At 49.7% G+C, this 17,190-nt stretch carries 20 protein-coding genes, 2 tRNA genes and 3 pseudogenes; 16 read left to right on the top strand and 9 right to left on the bottom strand.

What is annotated here, in order from left to right:
• Nucleotides 1–3: 3 nt before the first annotated feature.
• The 7 genes from fliM to rcsA all read left to right on the top strand — a co-directional run bounded on the left by fliM (nt 4) and on the right by rcsA (nt 4,518).
• Entirely contained in the window at nt 4–1,008 is a 1,005-nt protein-coding gene (gene fliM, locus HV311_RS09675; protein WP_191221016.1) for a flagellar motor switch protein FliM, read from the top strand.
• The gene (gene fliN / locus HV311_RS09670) at nt 1,005–1,418 is read left to right on the top strand and encodes a flagellar motor switch protein FliN (protein ID WP_003030433.1); all 414 of its coding nucleotides are present in this window, start codon (nt 1,005–1,007) and stop codon (nt 1,416–1,418) included. Before fliM ends, fliN begins: the two co-directional genes overlap by 4 nt.
• On the top strand, nt 1,418–1,795 hold the full coding sequence (gene fliO / locus HV311_RS09665; RefSeq protein WP_191221188.1) for a flagellar biosynthetic protein FliO: 378 nt from the start codon (nt 1,418–1,420) through the stop codon (nt 1,793–1,795). The genes fliN and fliO overlap by 1 nt, the downstream gene beginning before the upstream one ends.
• Nucleotides 1,795–2,532 carry a flagellar type III secretion system pore protein FliP gene (fliP, locus tag HV311_RS09660; RefSeq protein WP_006684053.1) on the top strand — a complete coding sequence of 246 codons (738 nt, stop codon included), beginning with the start codon at nt 1,795–1,797 and terminating at the stop codon, nt 2,530–2,532. The genes fliO and fliP overlap by 1 nt, the downstream gene beginning before the upstream one ends.
• Before the next feature lie 9 nt (nt 2,533–2,541).
• Nucleotides 2,542–2,811: a flagellar biosynthesis protein FliQ gene (fliQ, locus tag HV311_RS09655; RefSeq protein ID WP_003030425.1), complete on the top strand. Its 270-nt coding sequence runs from the start codon at nt 2,542–2,544 to the stop codon at nt 2,809–2,811.
• An 8-nt stretch (nt 2,812–2,819) separates the two neighbouring features.
• Nucleotides 2,820–3,605, top strand: coding sequence for a flagellar biosynthetic protein FliR (gene fliR / locus HV311_RS09650; protein WP_191221015.1), 786 nt, complete (start codon nt 2,820–2,822; stop codon nt 3,603–3,605).
• Nucleotides 3,606–3,894: 289 nt separating this feature from the next.
• The gene (gene rcsA / locus HV311_RS09645) at nt 3,895–4,518 is read left to right on the top strand and encodes a transcriptional regulator RcsA (protein WP_016153497.1); all 624 of its coding nucleotides are present in this window, start codon (nt 3,895–3,897) and stop codon (nt 4,516–4,518) included.
• A 54-nt stretch (nt 4,519–4,572) separates the two neighbouring features.
• Here rcsA and dsrB read toward each other — a convergent pair whose 3' ends face one another.
• The gene (gene dsrB / locus HV311_RS09640) at nt 4,573–4,761 is read right to left on the bottom strand and encodes a protein DsrB (RefSeq protein WP_016156846.1); all 189 of its coding nucleotides are present in this window, start codon (nt 4,759–4,761) and stop codon (nt 4,573–4,575) included.
• 163 nt (nt 4,762–4,924) lie between these two features.
• Here dsrB and yodD point away from each other — a divergent pair, with 163 nt between their 5' ends.
• On the top strand, nt 4,925–5,152 hold the full coding sequence (gene yodD / locus HV311_RS09635; RefSeq protein WP_003030417.1) for a YodD family peroxide/acid resistance protein: 228 nt from the start codon (nt 4,925–4,927) through the stop codon (nt 5,150–5,152).
• Between the two features lie 206 nt (nt 5,153–5,358).
• Here yodD and HV311_RS09630 read toward each other — a convergent pair whose 3' ends face one another.
• Both HV311_RS09630 and HV311_RS09625 read right to left on the bottom strand, forming a co-directional pair.
• Entirely contained in the window at nt 5,359–5,541 is a 183-nt protein-coding gene (locus HV311_RS09630; RefSeq protein ID WP_047357993.1) for a YodC family protein, read from the bottom strand.
• Between the two features lie 77 nt (nt 5,542–5,618).
• Nucleotides 5,619–6,530, bottom strand: coding sequence for a DUF808 domain-containing protein (locus tag HV311_RS09625; protein WP_029139582.1), 912 nt, complete (start codon nt 6,528–6,530; stop codon nt 5,619–5,621).
• Between the two features lie 178 nt (nt 6,531–6,708).
• On the opposite strand from HV311_RS09625, the gene yedA reads away from it, so the two are divergent.
• Nucleotides 6,709–7,629 carry a drug/metabolite exporter YedA gene (gene yedA / locus HV311_RS09620; RefSeq protein ID WP_103847939.1) on the top strand — a complete coding sequence of 307 codons (921 nt, stop codon included), beginning with the start codon at nt 6,709–6,711 and terminating at the stop codon, nt 7,627–7,629.
• Here yedA and HV311_RS09615 read toward each other — a convergent pair.
• The 3 genes from HV311_RS09615 to HV311_RS09605 all read right to left on the bottom strand — a co-directional run bounded on the left by HV311_RS09615 (nt 7,621) and on the right by HV311_RS09605 (nt 10,268).
• Nucleotides 7,621–8,088 (bottom strand): very short patch repair endonuclease, encoded by a 468-nt coding sequence (locus HV311_RS09615; RefSeq protein ID WP_016153501.1) that lies wholly within the window; start codon nt 8,086–8,088, stop codon nt 7,621–7,623. The genes yedA and HV311_RS09615 overlap by 9 nt on opposite strands.
• On the bottom strand, nt 8,069–9,499 hold the full coding sequence (locus HV311_RS09610; RefSeq protein ID WP_191221014.1) for a DNA cytosine methyltransferase: 1,431 nt from the start codon (nt 9,497–9,499) through the stop codon (nt 8,069–8,071). Before HV311_RS09610 ends, HV311_RS09615 begins: the two co-directional genes overlap by 20 nt.
• A gap of 76 nt (nt 9,500–9,575) precedes the next feature.
• Nucleotides 9,576–10,268 carry a phosphohydrolase gene (locus HV311_RS09605; RefSeq protein ID WP_019077081.1) on the bottom strand — a complete coding sequence of 231 codons (693 nt, stop codon included), beginning with the start codon at nt 10,266–10,268 and terminating at the stop codon, nt 9,576–9,578.
• 441 nt (nt 10,269–10,709) lie between these two features.
• Here HV311_RS09605 and HV311_RS09600 point away from each other — a divergent pair, with 441 nt between their 5' ends.
• Both HV311_RS09600 and HV311_RS09595 read left to right on the top strand, forming a co-directional pair.
• Nucleotides 10,710–11,771, top strand: a complete 1,062-nt coding sequence (locus HV311_RS09600) for a porin (protein WP_191221013.1) — start codon at nt 10,710–10,712, stop codon at nt 11,769–11,771.
• A gap of 158 nt (nt 11,772–11,929) precedes the next feature.
• Nucleotides 11,930–12,374 (top strand): annotated as a pseudogene (locus HV311_RS09595) (SOS response-associated peptidase family protein).
• Here the strand turns inward: HV311_RS09595 and HV311_RS09590 are convergent.
• A pseudogene (locus tag HV311_RS09590) lies at nt 12,367–12,532 on the bottom strand (DUF4113 domain-containing protein); the annotation flags it as partial. The pseudogenes HV311_RS09595 and HV311_RS09590 overlap by 8 nt on opposite strands.
• 285 nt (nt 12,533–12,817) lie before the next feature.
• Here HV311_RS09590 and HV311_RS09585 point away from each other — a divergent pair.
• Together HV311_RS09585 and HV311_RS27975 are read left to right on the top strand one after the other, a co-directional pair.
• On the top strand, nt 12,818–13,399 hold the full coding sequence (locus tag HV311_RS09585) for a serine acetyltransferase (RefSeq protein WP_047416060.1): 582 nt from the start codon (nt 12,818–12,820) through the stop codon (nt 13,397–13,399).
• A 59-nt stretch (nt 13,400–13,458) separates the two neighbouring features.
• Nucleotides 13,459–13,664, top strand: a pseudogene (locus HV311_RS27975) (hypothetical protein); the annotation flags it as partial.
• A 66-nt stretch (nt 13,665–13,730) separates the two neighbouring features.
• Here the strand turns inward: HV311_RS27975 and HV311_RS09580 are convergent.
• A tRNA-Ser gene (locus tag HV311_RS09580) sits at nt 13,731–13,820 on the bottom strand.
• 93 nt (nt 13,821–13,913) lie between these two features.
• Here HV311_RS09580 and mtfA point away from each other — a divergent pair.
• From mtfA to HV311_RS09565, 3 genes are all read left to right on the top strand, one after another.
• Nucleotides 13,914–14,711: a DgsA anti-repressor MtfA gene (gene mtfA, locus HV311_RS09575; RefSeq protein ID WP_047357950.1), complete on the top strand. Its 798-nt coding sequence runs from the start codon at nt 13,914–13,916 to the stop codon at nt 14,709–14,711.
• Between the two features lie 99 nt (nt 14,712–14,810).
• Nucleotides 14,811–14,886: transfer RNA gene (locus tag HV311_RS09570), tRNA-Asn, on the top strand.
• Between the two features lie 161 nt (nt 14,887–15,047).
• Nucleotides 15,048–16,316: a tyrosine-type recombinase/integrase gene (locus HV311_RS09565; RefSeq protein WP_049133227.1), complete on the top strand. Its 1,269-nt coding sequence runs from the start codon at nt 15,048–15,050 to the stop codon at nt 16,314–16,316.
• Nucleotides 16,317–16,465: 149 nt separating this feature from the next.
• Here HV311_RS09565 and HV311_RS09560 read toward each other — a convergent pair whose 3' ends face one another.
• Nucleotides 16,466–17,188 (bottom strand): sulfite exporter TauE/SafE family protein, encoded by a 723-nt coding sequence (locus HV311_RS09560; RefSeq protein WP_097734725.1) that lies wholly within the window; start codon nt 17,186–17,188, stop codon nt 16,466–16,468.
• Between the last annotated feature and the right edge of the window lie 2 nt (nt 17,189–17,190).

Here is a 17,190-nt window from a genome sequence, read left to right as displayed (position 1 = left end):
GACATGGGCGACAGTATTCTTTCTCAGGCTGAAATCGACGCATTGCTTAATGGCGATAGCGAAACTAAAGACGAACCCATTTCCGGTATCGCAAAAGAAAGCGATATTCGTCCTTACGATCCCAACACCCAGCGCCGCGTAGTACGTGAGCGTTTACAGGCGCTGGAGATCATTAACGAACGCTTCGCGCGCCAGTTCCGTATGGGGTTATTTAACCTGTTGCGCCGTAGCCCGGATATTACCGTGGGTGCGATCCGTATCCAGCCATACCACGAGTTTGCGCGCAACTTACCGGTTCCGACCAACCTGAACTTAATCCACCTGAAGCCGCTGCGCGGTACGGGTCTGGTGGTGTTCTCACCGAGTCTGGTATTTATCGCCGTCGATAACCTGTTCGGCGGTGATGGCCGCTTCCCGACGAAAGTGGAAGGCCGCGAATTTACCCATACCGAACAGCGCGTTATCAACCGCATGCTGAAGCTGGCGCTGGAAAGCTACAGCGACGCGTGGAAGGCCATCAATCCGCTGGAAGTGGAATACGTTCGTTCCGAGATGCAGGTGAAATTTACCAATATCACCACGTCTCCTAACGACATCGTGGTCAATACCCCATTCCACGTTGAAATTGGCAACCTGACCGGTGAATTTAACATCTGTCTGCCATTCAGCATGATTGAACCGTTGCGTGAGCTGCTGGTGAACCCGCCGCTGGAAAACTCGCGTAATGAAGATCAGAACTGGCGCAATAATCTGGTGCGTCAGGTTCAGCATTCTGAGCTGGAGTTGGTGGCAAACTTTGCTGACATTCCGCTGCGGCTATCCCAGATTTTAAAACTGAAACCCGGCGATGTACTGCCGATTGAAAAACCCGACCGCATTATTGCTCATGTGGACGGCGTGCCTGTACTGACCAGCCAGTATGGCACGATGAACGGTCAGTATGCGTTACGCGTAGAACATCTGATAAACCCGATTTTGAATTCGCTGAATGAGGAACAGCCCAAATGAGTGATATGAATAATCCGTCCGATGAGAACACTGGTGCATTGGACGATCTGTGGGCTGACGCGTTAAACGAGCAAAAAACCACGCCCACCAAAAGTGCGGCCGATGCGGTATTCCAGCAGTTAGGTGGCGGCGACGTCAGCGGTGCCTTGCAGGACATCGACCTGATCATGGACATTCCGGTCAAACTGACCGTCGAATTGGGCCGAACCCGCATGACCATCAAAGAGCTGCTGCGTCTGACGCAGGGTTCGGTCGTCGCGTTGGATGGGCTGGCGGGCGAGCCGCTGGATATCCTGATCAACGGTTACCTGATTGCCCAGGGTGAAGTGGTGGTTGTCGCAGACAAATACGGCGTACGTATCACCGACATTATTACCCCATCTGAACGCATGCGCCGTCTGAGCCGTTAATCATGAATACCCAGGCTACAGTTTCTCAGCCAGCCGCCGTACCCGGCTCACCGCTGGTTCAGGTAAGCGGCGCGCTGCTTGGGATCATCGTAATGATCCTGGCTGCAGCCTGGGTGATTAAGCGTATGGGGTTTGCCCCCAAAAGCGCCGGTACGCGCGGACTGAAAGTTGCGGCAAGTACCTCACTGGGTCCACGTGAGCGCGTGGTGATTGTTGAGGTTGAAGATGCGCGCCTGGTACTGGGCGTCACGGCCTCGCAAATTAACGTGCTGCACACCCTGCCCCCGGCGCCTGCTGATGCAGAAGAAAAACCGGCCTCCCCCGCGGATTTCCAGGCCATGATGAAGAGTTTGCTTAAGCGTCCCGGGAGATCCTGATGCGCCGTTTGTTATCCATCACGCTGGCAGGCTTATGGCTTTTCAGCCCAGTAGCCCTCGCTCAGCTCCCGGGTCTGGTTAGCCAGCCGCTGCCTGGCGGCGGACAAAGCTGGTCTTTACCCGTGCAAACGCTGGTGTTTATCACCTCGCTGACGTTCCTGCCCGCCATTTTATTGATGATGACCAGCTTCACCCGCATCATCATCGTTTTCGGTCTGTTACGAAATGCGCTGGGAACCCCTTCGGCCCCCCCGAACCAGGTGCTACTGGGCCTGGCGCTATTTTTGACCTTTTTCATCATGTCGCCGGTAATCGACAAAATCTACGTCGACGCATATCAGCCGTTCAGCGAAGAGAAAATCTCTATGCAGGAAGCCATGGAGAAAGGCGCACAGCCGCTGCGTGAGTTTATGTTGCGCCAGACCCGTGAAGCCGATCTGGCACTCTTCGCGCGCTTAGCAAACAGCGGTCCCCTACAGGGACCAGAAGCCGTACCGATGCGGATTTTGCTTCCAGCCTATGTCACCAGCGAGCTGAAGACGGCATTCCAGATAGGCTTTACCATTTTTATTCCGTTTCTGATTATCGACCTGGTCATCGCCAGCGTGCTGATGGCGCTCGGGATGATGATGGTCCCCCCGGCCACGATCGCGCTACCGTTCAAGCTGATGCTGTTTGTGTTGGTAGACGGTTGGCAGTTGCTTGTCGGCTCGCTAGCTCAAAGCTTTTACAGTTAGAGGCGCGAAATGACACCTGAATCGGTCATGATGATGGGCACAGAGGCGATGAAAGTCGCCCTGGCCCTTGCCGCGCCTTTGCTGTTGGTCGCCCTTGTCACAGGTCTTATCATCAGTATTTTGCAGGCGGCGACCCAGATAAACGAAATGACGCTGTCCTTCATTCCCAAAATTGTCGCGGTTTTTATTGCCATCATTGTTGCCGGCCCGTGGATGCTTAACCTGCTGCTCGACTACGTGCGTACGCTGTTCAGCAATATCCCCTACATCATCGGGTAGATAACATTATGCTGCAGGTGACCAGCGTTGAGTGGCTCCACTGGCTGAATCTTTACTTCTGGCCTTTGCTGCGCATCCTGGCGCTCATCTCAACGGCGCCGATTCTCAGCGAGCGCGCGATCCCCAAACGAGTAAAACTGGGGCTGGGGTTAATGATAACCGTCGTTATCGCTCCGTCGATTCCCCCGGTAGACGTCCCTATCTTTTCTATCGTGGCGCTATGGCAGGCAATGCAACAAATCCTGATCGGCATCGCTCTGGGCTTCACTATGCAGTTTGCCTTCGCGGCAGTACGTACCGCCGGGGAATTGATTGGTCTGCAAATGGGTCTCTCCTTCGCAACCTTCTTTGATCCCGGCAGCCGTCTGAATATGCCGGTACTGGCGAGACTGATCGACATGCTCGCCATGCTGTTATTCCTGACTTTTAACGGCCATTTGTGGCTTATTTCGCTGTTGGTGGATACATTTCATACCTTGCCAATCGGCGGCAATCCGGTGAACAGCAATGCGTTTCTCGCGCTGGCGCGGGCGGGTAGCCTGATTTTCCTCAACGGGCTAATGTTGGCCCTGCCGATAATGACGCTGCTACTCACCCTAAACCTCGCACTCGGTCTGTTGAATCGCATGGCTCCTCAGCTGTCGATTTTCGTTATCGGTTTTCCACTCACCCTCGCCGTGGGTATTTCTTTAATGGCGGCCCTGATGCCATTAATTGCGCCGTTCTGCGAGCGATTATTCAGCGAAATTTTTAATTTATTGGCTGATATTGTCAGCGAAATGCCCGAAAAATAATAACCCTTAATTTTTATCCTGTTTTACTAAGGATTGTCCTAAATTTAAAAAGCGACAACATCCACCAGGATATCTCTGTCGCGGTTTATTTATTATTGACTCACTCACATAACGCAACATTTACTTTACTTTAAGATGTTTCCTGGCAAATTATACGCAACTTTACGGGATAGTAATTTCGCCTGAAAAACAGCGAAAGCGTCATCTTGGGTCGTTATTATTCCGTTTAGTTGTGATGAAAATAATCAGGTAAGGGGAATTATCGTTACGCATTGAGTGAGGGTATGCCATGTCAACGATTATTATGGATTTGTGCAGTTACACCCGGCTAGGGTTGACCGGATATCTGGTAAGTCGGGGGGTGAAGAAAAGGGAAATCAACAACATTTCTAACGTTGAGGAGCTCAGTCTCGCCTGTGTCTCTCAACAGCCCGCTGTGGTGTTTATTAATGAGGACTGCTTTATCCACGATCCTGCTAATAGCCAGCAAATAAAGCAAATCATTAATCAGCATCCCGGCACATTATTTATTGTGTTTATGGCAATTGCCAACGTGCATTTTGATGAGTATCTATTAGTCAGAAAAAATTTATTGATTAGTTCTAAGTCGATTAAACCCGATTCACTGGATGAACTCCTTGGCGATATTCTGAAAAAAGAAGTAGATTTTGTCATTGATGTGAATCTACCGACATTATCATTGAGCCGTACCGAGTCCAGCATGCTACGCATGTGGATGGAGGGTCAGGGCACAATACAGATATCCGACCAAATGAATATCAAGGCCAAGACCGTGTCATCCCATAAGGGGAATATAAAACGAAAGATAAAAACGCATAATAAGCAAGTTATCTATCACGTTGTGAGACTCACCGATAACGTTACCAATGGTATCTTTGTGAATACGCGCTAACACGTTCTGACTGGTGGCGAATCCACCAGTCAGGATTATGCAGCAAAACTCACCTTATTCTACTTTTTCCACGAAGATACCATCCTGATGACCTGTTTCATTAAAGAACCAGATACCGAGCGGGTAGTCTTCCAGCGAAACCAGGTACATGGTGCCTTCACTAAACTCTTCGATAGCCAGTACCACGCCCGGTCGACGAGGACCGCCGTCCGTTTTGACTGTGACCCGATCATTCACCTTCATAGTTTTCCTCCTGTGGCTTTGTGCCAGTGTAGAACAATTTCCTTTTTCTGGCAGCGCCCGCCTCGCGCGATTGCGGGTTTTATCGACGGTCTATACTTAAGTTGTGCGTATCTGATGTTTGGATGCGCTCCCCCGGTATCCTTAACGGTTGAGAGGTATGAGGATGAAAACCGCGAAAGAGTACAGCGATACGGCCAAACGTGAAGTCAGCGTCGATGTGGACGCGCTACTGAAGGCAATCAACGAAATCTGCGAGAGTGAAATTCATCGCAGTCAGGATGACCCGGAACGCGTCAGCGTCGACGGACGTGATTACCACACGTGGCATGAACTGGCCGACGCGTTCGAGCTTGATATCCATGATTTTAGCGTGTCGGAGATCAATCGCTGACTGAGGGCGAAAAAAATCCCGGCCCTTATCGGGTCGGGATCAAGCTTGCTTATGCAAGAAGCACTTGAAAATTCGTTACACCAGGAAATCTGATGTGAAACAAACCTTATCTGCAATTTTTTTGCCTGACAAGTAAATAATTCTCACTAAAATGATAAATATAACTAATGATTGAAAGATCACCCGGTTACGCGCACCCCAGGTGTTCAGGCGTCCTGGCAGAGCGTTCTTCGCTCGCCCGGCACCAGTTCATCTTCACGGAATGCTTCCCGTTTGACGCCAAAGCCGTCGTACCAGCGACACTCCACCATTCCGCTGGCATACCCGGTAACGATCATGCGTGGGCCACCCTCTTTGGAGGTGACTTCCTCACTGACAGAAAAGACCATACCTGCCTCCTGTATCAAGAGAAACCTTTACACCTTAGACGACAAAGAAGGCTTTTGCGTAATCAACCCTGCGACAATTAGTGCGAAACTCCGCGCACTCTGGCGACGGTTTTCACCAGCAGCACCACTATTGCGCCAATGATAAATCCGAGCACCAGATTCAGCAGGGTCGGAAGCATCAGCGCAATCAATGCACTTTGCTGTTGGGCAAAATGTTCAATCGCATGATGCAGCGGTGTTATTCCGTGCACCACAATTCCGCCGCCAACCAAAAACATCGCCAGCGTGCCGACCACGGAAAGTGTTTTCATAAGCCAGGGAGCAACGACCAGCAACCCTTTACCCAGCGACTGGGCCAGCGTACTGCGCTTTTCTGCCAACCAGTATCCGATATCATCGAGCTTAACGATAATCCCGACCAGGCCGTAGACCCCCACTGTCACCACTAACGCGATGCCAGATAACACCAACACCTGATTCAACAATGGCGCATCCGCTACGATCCCCAGCGTAATCGCGACAATCTCAGCAGATAAAATAAAGTCGGTACGTATCGCCCCTTTGATTTTATCTTTCTCAAAGGTGAGCGGATCCTGTGCTGCCAATGATGTCAGACGCTGCTGACGCTCTTCCGGGGTTTCTTTGTGCTTACGCGCTTCCAGGGTATGGAGAACTTTTTCTACACCTTCAAAACAGAGGAACGCCCCGCCTACCATTAATAAGGGGGTGATCGCCCAGGGAATGAAGGCGCTTATCAATAGCGCCAACGGCACAAGGATAACTTTGTTAACAAACGATCCTTTCGCGACGCTCCAGACCACCGGGAGTTCGCGATTCGCCCGCACACCCGACACCTGCTGCGCGTTAAGCGACAGATCATCTCCCAGCACACCCGCGGTTTTTTTCGCGGCCAGTTTTCCCATGACAGAGATATCATCCAGCAAAGTGGCGATATCATCGAGTAAGGTCAATAAGCTACTTCCTGCCAAAATTTTTACCCTCAATATTATTTTTTTGCAGTCATAAGTATGAAGTAAAACACGCAATGCTGAAACTGACCTTTCTGGTCAACAAATTTTTAACATCAGCACGTAATTATAAATCTCGCCAGCAAGATAGTTTTGACGTTTACTATGTTGCACCTTTTTATTTCCACCGTGAGGGATTATGCGTTTCAGGCAATTGCTACCGCTTTTCAGTGCGCTTTTCGCGCTGTACATCATTTGGGGTTCCACGTACTTCGTTATTCGCATTGGCGTTGAAAGCTGGCCGCCGTTGATGATGGCTGGCGTTCGTTTTCTCTCTGCGGGGATTTTATTAACAGCATTCTTACTTATCCGCGGACATAAGCTGCCGCCTCTGCGCGTGCTCCTGAACGCCGCGTTAATTGGTATCCTGCTGCTGGCTGTCGGTAACGGACTGGTCACCGTCGCAGAACATCAAAACGTGCCTTCCGGTATTGCCGCCGTGGTGGTCGCCACCGTCCCGCTGTTTACGCTGTGTTTTAGCCACTTTTTTGGCATCAAAACGCGCAAACTTGAATGGATGGGGATTGCAATTGGACTCGCGGGGATCATCATGCTGAACAGCGGTGGTAATTTGAGTGGTAATCCATGGGGAGCAATTTTAATCCTGATAGGTTCGATAAGCTGGGCTTTTGGCTCAGTGTACGGCTCGCGCATAACGTTACCCGTTGGCATGATGGCCGGAGCCATTGAAATGTTAGCCGCCGGTATTGTGCTGATGTGCGCCTCGCTGATTTCCGGGGAAAAGTTGACCACTATGCCGACGTTTTCAGGCTTTATGGCGGTCGCCTATCTGGCCGTGTTTGGTTCTATTATTGCCATCAACGCGTACATGTACTTGATCCGCAACGTCAGCCCGGCATTAGCCACCAGCTATGCCTACGTTAATCCGGTTGTCGCCGTACTGTTAGGTACCGGCCTGGGAGGAGAAAGTCTGGCGCCCATCGAATGGCTGGCGCTTGGCGTGATTGTATTTGCGGTGGTACTGGTCACACTCGGTAAATACCTATTTCCCGTTAAAGCGGACGCCGTTGTGACCCCGTCGGAAAAGACGTTACAGTAAATGGATACCGAGGGTGTCGATCTGCGCGCTATCGCCACCGCCGCAGATCCACTCGATGACGCGTTCGGACAACGCGTCATCCCCCAGCTTTTCGCGCCCACGCAGGGCGCACTCCCAGACAATCAGTACGCGCCAGCCCAGAGCCTGCAATTTTTCACAATCCCGCGCGTCACGCTGAACATTTTTGCCTATTTTTTCCAGCCAGAACGCTGTTCGTGTTGCGGGGACTTTGAATAGATAGCAGTTGTGATGATGCCAGAAACAGCCGTGGGTAAAAATCACACAACGATAATCATCCACCACGAAATCGGGACGACCGGGTAACGTCGCATCCTGCACGCGAAACGTTACCCCCTGCTCTGCCAGTACGCTGGCAAGGCGTTTTTCAATTGCGGTATCGCGGGTTGCTATCGCCCGCATATTTTTACTGCGCGTCGCTTTATCGTGAACGTCTGCCATGCAGTTTCTCTTTCTCGCGAATAGCAACCGCCTGTTTGATTTTTGGCTCCAGCAGTCTGGCTACCGCCGCAAATGCCGGGACGACCACCGAATTACCAAACTGACGATAAGCCTGTGTGTCTGACACCGGGATCCTGAACTGATAGCCCTGAGGTGATTCAAATCCCATCAGGCGCGCGCACTCTCTGGGCGTCAGCCTGCGCGGACGGTATCGCTGATTGTGCGGATCATCAAAATCCTTTTCACCCAGCGCCATATCCCAACCGCGGTCGATCAAGATCTCCGCCCCATCTTTATAGTAACGCGCCGATAATGTGCGCGTTACGCAATCGGGATTGCCGGGATACACCATGCCATAGCCAAATCCATTGCCCCGTGCCTGATGCTTTTTCGCATAACGATACAGATATTTCCACAGCACCGGCGTGAGCACATATTTTGCGTCGACGGTCGGCTCAAGTAGCTCCGCCAGCGTCGTACGCCGCTGAGGATAGCGGGAGACAATATCGCGCAGCGTGAAGTCTGATTTCAGATCCAGATCGCGGCGAAAGCCGACGAGCACAATACGTTCGCGATGCTGGGGCAAAAAATGTTGCCCATCGATAATTTTCGGATCGTCCGGCCCGTTATCGTGTGCATCAGCCACGTCATAACCCAGCTCATCCAGCGTTTGCATAATGATGCGGAACGTTTTCCCCTGATCGTGACTCTTCAGGTTTTTGACGTTTTCGAGCACAAATATTGCCGGCCGACGCGCATCGATGATGCGCACCACGTCAAAAAAAAGTGTGCCTTGCGTATCGCAGGCGAAGCCATGAGCCCGCCCTAACGCGTTTTTCTTTGATACACCGGCCAGAGAGAATGGCTGACAAGGAAATCCCGCCAGCAGCACGTCATGCTGCGGAACATGCTGGCGGATATGTTCCGCCGCCTGCTGGTCGCTCACCCCATCATGATGACTGAGGGTGATATCGCGAATATCTTCATTAAAATGGTGCTGGTGAGGATCGCAGTAGTGATTCGCTTTGTAGGTGCGCACCGCATGCTTGTTCCACTCACTGGTAAACACGCACTGCCCGCCAATCGCCTCAAAGCCGCGACGAATGCCGCCAATACCGGCAAAAAGATCGATAAAGCGAAAAGCATAATGTGGATGATGCGCAGGCGGCCTCGGCAGCAAGTCGTTCAGATGAGCCAACTCACCGTCGCTGAGGCGATGCCACGTTTCATTGGCAACCACTCGCTTGAAGATGGCCGGACTCCAGCGGTTCTCGCCAACACCATTCAGATGAGCAACCAGCGTTTTCACGTCATATATTTCAAGCAACTTAGCCAAAATCACCTCTGCGGCGGCCTCGTTATCATCTGTCATCGGGTTCATGGAACCTGCTACTGAAAAATTATCCTGCATACATTTAACCGGCCGAAATGGATAGCTGACAGGTTAACATAATTTAGCGCGGTTGACGTTGCGGCTGTACTGGCGACTAACGCAACTTAAAGGGTTGAATCGCGTCAAGATCCAGCATTTCATATTCTCCTTTTAACTCCGCACTCAGCTTCGCCATGTACGTCAGTAAGAAGTCAGCATTATGTTGCGCCAAATGCCGACCGTGTTCAGTTTGCATCGTCAGCGGCAGCGTCAACAATTTGGTCTGGAAGTGATCGAGTGCGTACTGTTTATCATCAAGGCTACGCTGTCGGGCAAACGGATCTTCCGCATCAAACAGCGCCACGCCTAACGTGCCGGACACGGCAAATACCCGTGCTAAACCAATTGCGCCCAACGCCTCAAGCCGGTCAGCATCCTGCACGATTTTGGCTTCAAGGGTTTCTGGTACGATTTTGGCGCTGAAACTGTGCGCCTCAATAGCATGGCACACGGCAGGTAATCGTTGTTGTGGGAAATCAGGAAAATCGCGCATCAAAACGCGACGCGTTTCCTGGGCTGCCAGTACCGACGAACGATGACGATCGGGATGATTCTTCGGCAAACTGACGAGATCGTGGAAGTAGCACGCCGCCAGCACCACCAGCCAGTCTACGGTCACATCCATGCTCAACTTTTGTGATGTCATCCAGACGCGACGAAAATGAAAGATGTCATGGGCAGCGTCGTGCCCGGAATGATTGTCACGTAACCAGGCTTCAAATTTCGACTGCCAGTACTGTAGTTCCATACTCTCGCTCTTCGCAGAAAGAAAACCACCTTAGCAACAATTCTCATGTCAGACTACCGTCGACACTTTTTATCATTAATACATATTATTCACTTAATAATTATCAACTTAACAGATATATAAACCCATTATTCAAAACAAGCAGATCAATTATAATTCCGCATGCAAAACAAATAACAAATATCAATAATATACATTTAACAAGATGGAATAACAAAAATCATAACTATATGATAAAAATACATTTACATGGATAATATTAATTCAAATGCCATGCAGTTTTAATTATATAAAAGCAACAATGAAACATCTTGAAATACCTTAAATACATTTGTTACATGTTATATTTAAAATTAAATGAACTTCATAGATAGTATTCAAATGTAGTCTTTCAGATAGCGCCACATATTCATTTTAATTATTATATAAAGGGAATACATAATGAAAAGAAAAGTACTGGCACTGCTTCTCCCTGCCTTATTAGCTGCAAGCGCAGCAAATGCGGCTGAAATTTATAATAAGAACGGCAATAAAATTGATTTTTACGGCAAGATGGTAGGCGAACGCATCTGGTCGAATACGGATAGCAGTAACAGTGAAAATGCTGACACCTCTTACGCCCGTTTTGGGGTGAAAGGTGAAACCCAGATCAGCAACGAGTTGACAGGTTTTGGTCAGTTTGAACACAACCTCGACGCCAGCAATGCGGAAGGAGTTCAGGAGCAAAAAACCCGTCTGGCCTTCGCGGGCCTGAAATATGCAGATTACGGCTCATTTGATTATGGTCGTAACTATGGCGTAGCCTACGATGCGGCAGCCTACACCGATATGCTGGTTGAATGGGGTGGCGATTCCTGGTCTGCGACGGATAATTTCATGACCGGTCGTACCAACGGCGTGGCGACCTACCGCAACACAGACTTCTTCGGCATGGTTGAGGGTCTTAATTTCGCGCTGCAGTACCAGGGCAAAAATGACGATCACGCTGTCACTAAAGCAAATGGCGACGGCTACAGCATGTCGGTGGACTATAACGTGGATGGCTTTGGTGTCGTCGCGGTGTATGGTAAATCCGACCGTGCGGACAAACAATCCATCGATGGCTATGGCAGCAACGCTGAAGTCTGGTCCCTGGCAGCAAAATATGACGCCAACAGCATTTATGCGGCAGCGATGTATGGCGAAACGCGTAATATGACCCGAACCGGAACCGATCAGGGTTTTGCAAACAAAACGCAAAACGTTGAAGCAGTCGTTCAATATCAGTTCGACTTTGGTCTGCGTCCATCCCTGGGTTACGTTTACTCGCAGGGTAAGGACCTGGCCGGCGGTGTTAACGCTGACCGCGTGAATTACGTCGAGCTTGGCACCTGGTACTACTTCAATAAAAATATGAACGTCTACACAGCGTATAAATTTAACCTGCTGGATAAAGAAGACGGCGCAATTACTGGCAACGCAGTTGACGATCAGTTTGCCATGGGCATTGTGTACCAGTTCTAATCTCCACAAACTCAAAAGCCCGCGCTGCGGGCTTTTTTTTGTTCAACGAAGCGTATTTTTTACCACACGGGCATTACAACGATAAACTTGTGAGGATACTCAAAGAAAAAGACATCCATGAGAACTGTCGTTGAAAGCAAGGCGTGCAAGTGCTTGAAATGACGCGTGAAGACTATCTCGCCCTGCTCTCTGAAGAAGCTGAACGCGACATTCCATACGATCCAGACCCATCGGACGTTTCAACGTGGCACCTGCCATCAAAGTTCTGCTGCTGAGTGAACGTGATGAACAACTGCACCTTGACCCTGTACTTTGGGGATACGCCCGAGGTGGTGGGATAAACCGCTGCTAATTAACGCACGGTCTGAAACAATGGCCGACAAAGGACTGGTAGATATTTACGACAGACAACCGTTGGTAGTGCTACCAGTGCTACCGGAAGCCGCGCGCGAATGGATGAAGCAGGATCTTGGAGGGAAAGAAGCAGCTGAAATTGCAGCTGACTGTGTCGTGCCGGCTGATAAATTTATATGGCACGCCGTAACGCGTGCCGTCGGAAATGTGAAAAATCAGGGTGCAGATTTAATTAAGCCTGTTACTTAACCCGGAGCAGGTCTTCATCGCGGGTGGTATATTGGGGTGACTGCATCTCTCTCTTTTCATTGCCCACTGTTGCTGGATACCCTGACCGGCGAAATAAAGTGCTCCCTTACTTCCTTTGCATTCATATGATCCAAAACCTCCATCAGCTTCTCGCTCCCCCTTGACATGAAAGAAAAAGCCTGCCTTTGACTTGTCGGTATTTTTACTGTCAGGCATGTTGCAAAACCTTCCCTTATCAAATACATTATTTGTAACAATAGTACAACAAACATCACAAAGTGGTAGGTATAACACAATCTGAATTTCGTCATGAAAGAGAAGGTCCACAAGAAAAACTAAACTCCTTTATTAAGGCATAGACACAGATCAAAATATCGTAGCTAAGCGTAAGTTAAAGTTACAAAAATAATTCAACAAAACATAATGTTACTTAAAGGAAATTTATGATTAAATACATTATCGCCTTAAAATTCGTAATATTCGGGCGTTCACAAGAACTATTCTATTATTGGAAGAGTGAGATTATAAGGAGACCGTATTTTTCAATCATAAGATTACTACGCGAGAAGAAATTAAGACACAGAAACTTCCTTTTTTGGTGGCGCCTAGCCAATGAAATGTACAAAAATGGTGGAAAATACCAAAAAAGAGCAGCAATAAAGCTGAATAACAAGATAATTGAGAGATTTGGCTGTGAAATAGGATTGGGTGCAAATATAGGCAAAGGCTTATTGATCCCGCACCATTCAGGCATCGTTATTCACGGCTCTGTTGACATTGGGGATAATTTTATTATCAGACAAAACTGCGTAATAGGACAAATAGACAAGGATTGCAAATCTTTAAGGTTAACAATTGGTAATAATGTTGACATAGGTGCAAATACATGCATCATTGGTCTTTCTGTGAAAATTGGTGACAATGTCAAAATTGGTGCAATGTCATTTATTAAATCTAATATTCCATCTAACTGCACCTACGTCACAGAAAAAAAATCACGAATTATAGTTTCCCCCTCCTCATAGAGGGGGTATTAATATTTGTTTAAACAAACGTTCAGATGTAAGCAGGAAAAAAACCAGATAGAAAACTGCCGTGTACTTTTCATGATCTCAAAGCCAAGGGAATATCTGATTACGAAGGCTCGAGTAAGGACAAGCAACTATTCTCAGGTCACAAAACTGAAAGCCAGGTTGTGGTTTATGACAGAAAGTGAAAATTTCTCCCACACTGGATCTTCCAGTCTTGGGCAAATCAGAAGATGATGATGGCGAGTTTTATACCAAGTGAATATACCAACACTATACCAAGTGTGACATGAGTCGTTGAAAGGGAATGAGCTAAGTGCTTGAATAGTGGCGGAGAGAGGGGGATTTGAACCCCCGGTAGAGTTACCCCTACTCCGGTTTTCGAGACCGGTCCATTCAGCCGCTCTGGCATCTCTCCGTTTTGGCGGTTGCCATGATGCCAGGTAATTTGGCATTTTAACAGACCCAGTTCCGTCAATTTCGTTCAAGTGACGAGTTTGCGAGCAAAACGATGATTAAGTGGCCCTGGAAAGAACAAGAAGCAACCCGGAGTGACGATTGGCCGTGGGACGACGCCCTGGCTATTCCCCTTTTGGTGAATCTCACCGAGCAAGAACAAGCCAGACTTATTGCCCTGGCCGAGCGCTTTTTACAACAAAAAAGATTAGTCGCTCTTCAGGGGTTTGAGCTGGACCCGCTAAAAAGTGCGCGCATTGCTCTGCTATTCTGTTTACCTGTTCTGGAAATGGGGATTGAGTGGCTCGACGGGTTTCATGAAGTTCTCATCTACCCTGCCCCATTTGTCGTAGACGATGAATGGGAAGACGATATTGGGCTGGTGCATAATCAACGCGTGGTACAGTCCGGGCAGAGTTGGCAACAAGGCCCGATAATCCTCAACTGGCTTGATATTCAGGATTCCTTTGATGCCTCCGGCTTTAATCTGATCATCCATGAAGTGGCGCACAAGCTTGATATGCGTAATGGCGATCGTGCCAGCGGTATTCCGGCGATTCCCCTGCGCGATATCGCCGGTTGGGAACACGACCTGCATGCTGCAATGAACAATATTCAGGATGAGATCGATCTGGTTGGAGAAACTGCGTGCAGTATAGATGCCTACGCAGCGACCGATCCTGCTGAATGCTTTGCCGTGCTATCCGAGTATTTTTTCAGTGCTCCTGAATTATTTGCTCCGCGTTTTCCTGCCTTATGGCAGCGTTTCATCCAGTTTTATCGCCAGAACCCCATGGAGAGGTTACGCGATACCCGGGGAGACGACGATTATCGCTCACCAAACACGCATTAACACTGAATTTGAAGATTAATTAACCAATTGAAATGACGCGCTAATTTTACTGTTGACACCTCATGATGAGGTCAGTAATATGCGCCTCGTTCACACGATTCCTCTGTAGTTCAGTCGGTAGAACGGCGGACTGTTAATCCGTATGTCACTGGTTCGAGTCCAGTCAGAGGAGCCAATTTCCTGTTTGCATGCATCTTTGCGAATCCTTATCTGATATTGATTCAAGAGGTTAGCGTGAAAACTCTTCCCGGTGCATTTTGATTTTACCCTCCGCATCGGGAAAAATTGGTGGTCAAATCTGGGGTCAGGTTAGTTCGATGACGGAGTGACCCCCAAATGCCCCTTAACGACTCAAAAATCCGCACCTTAAAACCATCCGCAAAACCCTTCAAAGTTTCTGATTCTCACGGTCTGTACCTTCTTATCAAACCAGGCGGCTCACGTCACTGGTATCTAAAATATCGTATAAACGGCAAAGAATCCCGCATTGCACTGGGTGCCTATCCTGCCGTCTCCCTGTCTGATGCCCGCCAGCAGCGCGAAGGTATCCGTAAGATGCTGGCGCTGAACATCAACCCGGCACAGCAGAGGGCTGCTGAACGCAGAGCCTGCACACCAGAGAAGGTGTTTAAAACAGTGGCGCTGGCATGGCATAAAAACAATAAAAAGTGGTCGCAGAACACCGCTGGCCGTCTACTTGCCAGTATGAACAACCATATCTTTCCTGTAATTGGTCATCTGTCCGTCACGGAGCTTAAACCCCATCATTTCATTGACCTGCTGAAAGGCATTGAGGAAAAGGGCCTGCTGGAAGTCGCGTCCCGCACGCGGCAGCACCTCAGTAACATCATGCGCCATGCGGTCCATCAGGGATTTATCGACACCAACCCGGCAGCAAATCTTGATGGCGTGACGGCTCCCCCCATGAGACACCACTATCCCGCCCTGCCGCTGGAGCGGCTGCCTGAACTGATTGAACACATTGAAGCATATCATCAGGGCCGTGAACTGACCCGGCTTGCTGTCCTGCTGACGCTGCATCTGTTCATTCGCTCCAGTGAGCTGCGCTTTGCACGCTGGTCAGAAATTGATTTCATAAACAGAATTTGGACGATACCCGCCACACGCGAAGCCATTGTGGGTGTGCGTTATTCAGGGCGCGGTGCCAAAATGCGCACTGCTCATATCGTGCCCCTCTCACAGCAGGCTATAGCTATTCTGAAACGGATTAAGGAAATATCCGGGGCTTACGAACTGGTCTTCCCCGGCGACCATAACCCGTACAGGCCGATGTGCGAAAACGCGGTTAATAAAGCACTGCGCCTTATGGGATTCGACACGAAACAGGACATCTGCGGACATGGCTTTCGGGCAATGGCATGCAGTGCCCTGATGGAGTCTGGCTTATGGTCGCAGGATGCAGTGGAACGCCAGATGAGTCACCAGGAGCGCAACACCGTGCGTCTGGCTTACATTCATAAGGCTGAGCATCTGGAAGCCCGCAAGGCGATGATGCAGTGGTGGTCAGATTATATCGATACATGCCGGGTCGCATACGTACCACCTTTTAACACAGGGCGGAATAAAAACAACGAAGCTGCATGAACAATAACAAAAAGCTGTACCAGCATACCCTGGTACGGCTTTATTCATTTCTGATGGCTTGCCAACCCCTCCACCCCGACCCGTCGCTGCCTGTAGAAAGCTGTTACACAATAACAACACGCTTGCGCCGTCAGCCCTGGCGTGCCATTTCATTTGAGAGCAAGGATCATCCCTACTGCCCCAGCGACGAGAACGGCATCAATGAGAAGCTCGAACGTATGCGTCTGGAGTTTCTGGACGAGACGTTTCGCAATCATCGAACCGACGAACAATGCGATGCCGATGGCAAGTCCATATGTGAGGACAGGCTGCGCGAGTGCGCCCGATATACCGAACGTAGCTAGCTTGCCAGCGTAGAGCAGGATTGCGCTTGCCGCCTCTGATCCCAAAAATACGCCTCCACTCATTCCGTACCCGGTAAATACCGGCACGCTGAGCGGCCCGGTGGACAGCACGAATCCTGTCAGAAACCCGACAATCGCCCCGGCAAAACTCATGTGCCAGAGATTCAAGTGGAGGTTCGATCGTCTGATGAGACGGCGCAGCGGGATCATCGCAAGGAAGAAAGCTGCCAGGAATACCTCCACTGTGCCAGGAGAAATCGTAAGTAACGTGTGCGCCCCGAGAACAGCCGCAGGAACTCCCGCCAACGAATAGGCAAACACCGGTCGCCAACGAATCTCATGCCACCAGACAATCACCCGTCCGATGTTGCCGAAAAGGGAGGCGATCGCCATAACAGGCACAGCAATCCGTGGCCCGTACGTGGCGACGAGGACGGGCAGCATGATTAACGACGAGCCAGTGCCGACGACACCGCTGAGTACTCCGGCACCGAGAGCGACGAAGAAGAGAAGTAAGAGTGCAATCATCG

Origin of the sequence: Citrobacter sp. RHBSTW-00881 (assembly GCF_013728515.1) — a bacterium.
Classification (GTDB): domain Bacteria; phylum Pseudomonadota; class Gammaproteobacteria; order Enterobacterales; family Enterobacteriaceae; genus Citrobacter; species Citrobacter braakii.
This window is presented reverse-complemented; position numbering and strand designations above follow the sequence as displayed.

Coding starts and splice junctions, on each gene's coding strand:
- dsrB (WP_016156846.1), bottom strand. CDS start 4,761: ATGAAGGTGAATGATCGGGTCACAGTCAAAACGGACGGCGGTCCTCGT.
- fliM (WP_191221016.1), top strand. CDS start 4: ATGGGCGACAGTATTCTTTCTCAGGCTGAAATCGACGCATTGCTTAAT.
- rcsA (WP_016153497.1), top strand. CDS start 3,895: ATGTCAACGATTATTATGGATTTGTGCAGTTACACCCGGCTAGGGTTG.
- mtfA (WP_047357950.1), top strand. CDS start 13,914: ATGATTAAGTGGCCCTGGAAAGAACAAGAAGCAACCCGGAGTGACGAT.
- HV311_RS09615 (WP_016153501.1), bottom strand. CDS start 8,088: ATGGCAGACGTTCACGATAAAGCGACGCGCAGTAAAAATATGCGGGCG.
- yodD (WP_003030417.1), top strand. CDS start 4,925: ATGAAAACCGCGAAAGAGTACAGCGATACGGCCAAACGTGAAGTCAGC.
- HV311_RS09630 (WP_047357993.1), bottom strand. CDS start 5,541: ATGGTCTTTTCTGTCAGTGAGGAAGTCACCTCCAAAGAGGGTGGCCCA.
- HV311_RS09605 (WP_019077081.1), bottom strand. CDS start 10,268: ATGGAACTACAGTACTGGCAGTCGAAATTTGAAGCCTGGTTACGTGAC.
- fliR (WP_191221015.1), top strand. CDS start 2,820: ATGCTGCAGGTGACCAGCGTTGAGTGGCTCCACTGGCTGAATCTTTAC.
- HV311_RS09600 (WP_191221013.1), top strand. CDS start 10,710: ATGAAAAGAAAAGTACTGGCACTGCTTCTCCCTGCCTTATTAGCTGCA.
- fliP (WP_006684053.1), top strand. CDS start 1,795: ATGCGCCGTTTGTTATCCATCACGCTGGCAGGCTTATGGCTTTTCAGC.
- HV311_RS09610 (WP_191221014.1), bottom strand. CDS start 9,499: ATGCAGGATAATTTTTCAGTAGCAGGTTCCATGAACCCGATGACAGAT.
- fliN (WP_003030433.1), top strand. CDS start 1,005: ATGAGTGATATGAATAATCCGTCCGATGAGAACACTGGTGCATTGGAC.
- HV311_RS09585 (WP_047416060.1), top strand. CDS start 12,818: ATGATTAAATACATTATCGCCTTAAAATTCGTAATATTCGGGCGTTCA.
- HV311_RS09565 (WP_049133227.1), top strand. CDS start 15,048: ATGCCCCTTAACGACTCAAAAATCCGCACCTTAAAACCATCCGCAAAA.
- HV311_RS09560 (WP_097734725.1), bottom strand. CDS start 17,188: ATGATTGCACTCTTACTTCTCTTCTTCGTCGCTCTCGGTGCCGGAGTA.
- fliQ (WP_003030425.1), top strand. CDS start 2,542: ATGACACCTGAATCGGTCATGATGATGGGCACAGAGGCGATGAAAGTC.
- yedA (WP_103847939.1), top strand. CDS start 6,709: ATGCGTTTCAGGCAATTGCTACCGCTTTTCAGTGCGCTTTTCGCGCTG.